Source organism: Mesorhizobium sp. M0491, assembly GCF_040321265.1.
Taxonomy (GTDB): domain Bacteria; phylum Pseudomonadota; class Alphaproteobacteria; order Rhizobiales; family Rhizobiaceae; genus Mesorhizobium.
This window is the reverse complement of sequence record NZ_JAMYRE010000057.1, coordinates 1-4,539: the sequence shown is the minus strand read 5'-3', so window position 1 is coordinate 4,539 and position 4,539 is coordinate 1. Positions and strand designations below refer to the sequence as shown.

Sequence of the window (4,539 nt, the reverse complement as noted above, 5' to 3'; positions counted from 1 at the left end):
CTGCCTACTGCCTACTGCCTACTGCCTACTGCCTACTGCCTACTGCCTACTGCCTACTGCCTACTGCCTACTGCCTACTGCCTACTGCCTACCCTCACAGCCACCCGTTCTTCCTGAACCGCCAGTAGAGAAACGTGCAGATCAGCACGATAGCGCCCAGCACCACCGGATAGCCGTATTCCATCTTCAGTTCCGGCATGTCGCTGAAGTTCATGCCGTAGATGCCGGCGAGCGCCGTCGGCACCGCCAGGATTGCGGCCCAGGAGGCGAGCTTCTTGGTGTTCGCGGTTTCCTGACTCTGGCCGACCAGCAAGCTCGCCTCGAAAGCGAACGCCAGCACCTCGCGCAGACTGTCGATCTTCTCCTGGACGGTGCGGATGTGATCGGTGACGTCGCGGAACAGCGGATGCATGGCGGTGTGTATCTGCGGCAGCTCGGCGCTGGTCAGCCGTCGGCAGACTTCGACCAGCGGAAGCGCGGCATTGCGCAGGCGTAGGAGATCGCGGCGCAGCATATAGAGCCGTTCGATGTCGGGAGCGGTCATCGGCTTCAGCAGAACCTTGTCCTCGATCGCCTCGACCTCGTCCTCGATCTGCTCGAGCACCGGCATGTAATTGTCGACGATGAAATCGAGAATGGCGTAAAGGACGAAATCCTCACCCTTGGCCAGCGAGTGCGGGCAGCTTTCCCAGTGCTGCCGAACGGCGGCATAGGACGTCGAAGGACCGTGCCTGACGCTGACGATGTAGCCTGAGCCAACAAACAAATGGGTCTCGCCGAAGGTGACCCGACCGTCGATCAGCTGCGCGGTGCGAGCGACGATGAACAAGGCGTCGCCATATTGCTCGATCTTCGGCCGCTGGTGCGGGTGCTCGGCATCCTCGATTGCCAGCTCATGCAGGTGAAATTGCGCCTGGACGCGCAGCAACAGGTTACGGTCGGGCTCCAATAGGCCGATCCAGACGACATGACCGGATTTCTTTGCCCATTCGCCGGCTTCCTCGATGGGAATGTCGGCGATGCGGCGCCCGGCCGTGTAGACGCCGCAAGCGATAATGCCGGATGTCGGCCCAGGCGCCGGGGTCAGGTTCCGAACATTTTCCATCACGACCTCCCGGAGCAAATCCACGGACGAGGATAGAGGCAAAGCCCGGAAAGCTTAGCGTAAATCGGATTACGGTTCGAGAGGCGCGTTCACTTCAGCGGCTGCGTCCCGGAAAGGCTGATTTTGTCGGTCTTGTCGCCCTTGGGCCGCTCAGCCGGCAACTGATCGCCGGTGACGATGTAGTAGATGGTCTCGGCTATGTTGGTGGCGTGATCACCGATACGCTCGATGTTCTTGGCGCAAAACAGCAGATGCGTGCAGGGCGTGATGTTGCGCGGATCTTCCATCATGTAGGTCAGCAATTCGCGAAACAGCGATGTGTACATGGCGTCGATCTGGTCGTCACGATCGCGCACGAAGCCGATTTTCTCCACCGAGCGAGACGCGTAGACGTCGAGCACTTCCTTGAGCTGGGTCAACGCCAGGTTGGACAGAGCCTCGAGGCCGCGGAACAGGCTGGTTGGCTGGCGTCCGTCGGTGACGGCGACCACCCGCTTGGCAACGTTCTTGGCGAGATCGCCAACCCGTTCGAGGTCGGCGGAGATGCGAATGGTCCCGACGATCTCGCGCAAATCCCCCGCCATCGGCTGACGCTTGGCAATGATGATGATCGCCTTGTCGTCGATTTCGCGCTGGCCCTCGTCCAGTACGGTATCGTCGCGGACGACCTTCTGGGCAAGGCCTGGGTCGGCATTGACGAGAGCGGCGACCGCCTGTTCGACCATGCGCTCGGCATGGCCGCCCATCGCGGCGATGCGCTTCGACAGATATTTCAACTCCTCGTCATAGGCGCTGACGATGTGCACGGACTGCATGGCAAAATGCCTTCCCACGGGATGTTTTGATTTTGAGTCGTTTCCTCGAATCCCCGCTGATACGCTAGCCGGATGACAGAAAAAAGAAACAGTCCCCTTGAATTAGGGCGATATCAGTGCGTCGGCAAATGAACCGAGAATGCCGCGCCGTTGCCGACTTCGGACTTGATCGAAAGCCGGGCGTTGTGGCGCGTCAGTATATGCTTGACGATCGACAGGCCGAGGCCGGTGCCTTTCTGGGTCCGGCTGGTCTCGACGTCGACGCGGTAGAAGCGCTCGGTAATGCGCGGAATGTGCTCCTCGGGAATGCCGGGGCCAAAGTCCCTGATCGTCACGTCGATGCCCGGCTCTGATCCGGCATCGCCATGCGCTATGGATACAACCACGCGCCCACCAGACTGCCCGTATTTGCAGGCGTTTTCCAGGAGGTTCTCGAAAACCTGGAAAAGCTCATCTCGATCGCCAGGCACATGAAGCGGCCCATCGGCGTAGTGCCGCTCGATGGCAACGGCGTTTTCGCTGGCCAGCGGTCCGAGCGAATCGATGACGCTGTCGACTGTCTGCCGCAGGTCCACCTCGGTTCCCGGCTTCAGATAGGGTTTCATCTCGAGCCGCGACAGCGACAACAAATCGTCGATCAGACGCGCCATGCGACCGGTCTGGCTCTGCATGATCTGCAGAAACTGGTCGCGCGCCGCCGCGTCGTTGCGGGCTGGCCCGCGCAGCGTTTCGATAAAGCCGGCGATTGAGGCGAGCGGCGTGCGCAGTTCATGGCTGGCATTGGCGATGAAGTCGGCGCGCATGCGGTCGATCCTGCGTGCTTCGCTCTGGTCCTTGAACACCAGCACATAGAGATCGGTGGCGTGACCGACCGAGGACACGCTCACCCGGTAGGCCCGTTCGACCGGCAGCTTCTCCATGTAGTCGACGACATCCGAGGCAACATCGCCGGATAGCACGCCGTCCAGCAGGGTCTGCATCTCCGGTGCCCGGAATTTCAGCGACAGCGACATGCCTGGCGCGATGCCACCGAAGGCGGCGAAGGCGGCGGCGTTGGCATGCACGATGGTGGCGGTCCGGTCGAAGATGATCAGCGGATCGGCGACGGCGGCGGCCAGATATTCACCCGAGAGCCGCTGCAGGCCGATGGCCTCGATGGCAGCGCCGCTGCCGGTGGATTGGCGCGCGCCGGCGGTCGGCAGTATTGCCGCTGCAAGCAGCAACAGCAGCGCCGCGGGGACGACATAGGCTGAAATCCCGGCCAAGGCATAGACGGCGACGACCGCGGTGACGCCGGCCGCAAGCAGCCAGCGGCTATGCCACAGCCGTGCGGCCATGCTTTGCGTGATGCCTCTCTGCTCTGTGTCCAGGTCAGCCATTCGCTCGTGACCTGCCCCCCAATGTCTTCGCACCCGGTCGCACGGTGGCAGAAAACTTCCACCAGATCGCTTGCCGCATGACCCCGAAAATCGGGAATCGATTTTCGGAAAGGATCATGCGCAAATTAAAAGTGCTACAGCGTCCTTTGCGCATCCAAACGGACGCGCGGCGCTGTAGTGGCTCCCCATAGCATGAGTCCGGAAGCTGGAAAGGGTTCGTCTCGATGAAAAAAGCCAAGGAAAGTCCCGCCGCGCCAACTTCGGGGCCGCTGAAGATCAGGATCGGCGGCAAGGAGAGGGAGTTCGACATCGATAATCCCGTGCTTCCCGACTGGGTCGAGGACAACAAGCTGACCGCCGGCGGCTATCCCTACGACAAGAAGATGAAAAGCGACGAGTATGACGAGATGCTCGAGAAGCTGCAGATCGAGCTGGTCAAGGCGCAGGCCTGGCTGCAGTCGACCGGCAAACGGGTGATGGCGCTGTTCGAGGGCCGCGACGCTGCCGGCAAGGGCGGCACGATCTTCGTGGTGCGCCAGTACCTCAATCCGCGCACGGCACGCAACGTGGCGCTGACCAAGCCGACCCCGACCGAGCTTGGTCAATGGTACTACCAGCGCTATGTCGACCACTTCCCGACTTCAGGCGAATTCGTCACTTTCGACCGGTCCTGGTACAACCGCGCCGGTGTCGAGCCGGTGATGGGTTTCTGCACCCCGCAGCAGCACGAGCAGTTTCTCGACGAGACGCCGCATTTCGAACGGATGATCTCCAACGAGGGCATCCACTTTTTCAAATTCTGGCTGAACATCGGCCGGGAAACGCAGCTCGAGCGCTTCCACGACCGCCGCTACAGCCCGCTGAAGAGCTGGAAGTTTTCCCCCATCGACGTTGCAGGCATCACCAAGTGGGACGACTACACCAAGGTGCGCGACACAATGTTCGAGCGCACCCACAAGGAATTCGCGCCGTGGATCATCGTACGGGCCAATGACAAGCGGCGCGCGCGGCTGGCGATCATGCGGCGCATCCTGTCGTCTCTGCCCTATGAGGGGCGCGATCTCGAAATCATCGGCAAGGAAGACAAGAAGATCATCGGCGAAGGGCCGTCATTCCTCGGCAAGCAGGATTGACGCTTCCGCGGCCGGGGGCGGGGGGGGCGGGGGGGGGGGGGGGGGGGGGTTTGGTGGGTCGCGCGCCGGGGGGGGGGGGGGGGGCGCGCGCCCGGGGGGGGGGGGGG

General features: G+C 62.0%; 4 protein-coding genes. 1 reads left to right on the top strand and 3 read right to left on the bottom strand.

Annotated features, from left to right (window positions below):
* Positions 1–94: 94 nt before the first annotated feature.
* The 3 genes from NKI69_RS33400 to NKI69_RS33390 form a co-directional block, all read right to left on the bottom strand.
* Positions 95–1,105, bottom strand: a complete 1,011-nt coding sequence (locus NKI69_RS33400) for a magnesium and cobalt transport protein CorA (protein WP_023811343.1) — start codon at positions 1,103–1,105, stop codon at positions 95–97.
* A gap of 89 nt (positions 1,106–1,194) precedes the next feature.
* Positions 1,195–1,920 carry a phosphate signaling complex protein PhoU gene (phoU, locus tag NKI69_RS33395; protein WP_023811344.1) on the bottom strand — a complete coding sequence of 242 codons (726 nt, stop codon included), beginning with the start codon at positions 1,918–1,920 and terminating at the stop codon, positions 1,195–1,197.
* A 113-nt stretch (positions 1,921–2,033) separates the two neighbouring features.
* Positions 2,034–3,299, bottom strand: coding sequence for an ATP-binding protein (locus NKI69_RS33390; protein WP_023811345.1), 1,266 nt, complete (start codon positions 3,297–3,299; stop codon positions 2,034–2,036).
* A 224-nt stretch (positions 3,300–3,523) separates the two neighbouring features.
* Between NKI69_RS33390 and ppk2 the strand changes: the two genes are divergently transcribed.
* Positions 3,524–4,432 (top strand): polyphosphate kinase 2, encoded by a 909-nt coding sequence (gene ppk2 / locus NKI69_RS33385; RefSeq protein ID WP_023811346.1) that lies wholly within the window; start codon positions 3,524–3,526, stop codon positions 4,430–4,432.
* The last annotated feature ends 107 nt before the right edge of the window (positions 4,433–4,539 follow it).